This window comes from Arhodomonas sp. KWT (assembly GCF_010993615.1).
In genome coordinates this window covers 1-615 of the sequence record NZ_WNXE01000978.1, presented here as the reverse complement: position 1 = coordinate 615, position 615 = coordinate 1, and the positions used below count along the sequence as shown (strand labels likewise).

Genomic DNA, 615 nt, shown 5'->3' with positions numbered 1-615 from the left:
AGGCAACTGGCGGCGTTGGGGAAGATGCGCACCACGCGCGTGCGTCGCCGGATCTCCTCGTTGAGCCGCTCGAGCATGTTGGTGCTCTTGAGATGCTTGTGGTGGGCGCGCGGCAGGCGGTAGAAGGTCAGCGTCTCGCCGATGTTGCCCTCCACCCAGTCGCAGAGCTTGGGGTATTTGGGCTGCCAGCGCTCGAGCCAGGCGGCCAGATCACGCTGGGCCTCGCTGGCGTCGCGACGCTCATAGAGCCAGCGCAGCTCCTGGAGGCAGTCGTCGTCGGCCTTGCGGGGCAGGTGATCGAGGGCGTTGCGCAGGAAGTGCACGTAGCAGCGCTGCCAGACCGCCTCGGCGAAGATCTCCATGACCGCGCGGCGCAACCCCGCGTGCTCGTCGCTGACCACCAGCTCCACGCCATGCAGCCCGCGCTCGCGAAGCCCCTGGAGGAACTCGCGCCAACTGGTGGCGCTCTCGCGGTTGGCGAGCTCAACGCCGAGGATCTGGCGGCGCCCCTCCCAGTTGATGCCGATGGCGATCAGCACCGCTTGCGCGGTAATCACCCCACCCTCGCGCACCTTCTCGTAGCGCGCATCGAGGATGAGATAAGGATAGGGCTCA

Annotated in this window: 1 protein-coding gene; it reads right to left on the bottom strand. The window is 67.3% G+C overall.

Annotated elements, in window-relative coordinates:
* A partial coding sequence (locus G7A99_RS23645; RefSeq protein ID WP_163144506.1) for an IS256 family transposase occupies positions 1-615 on the bottom strand: 615 nt, incomplete at both ends.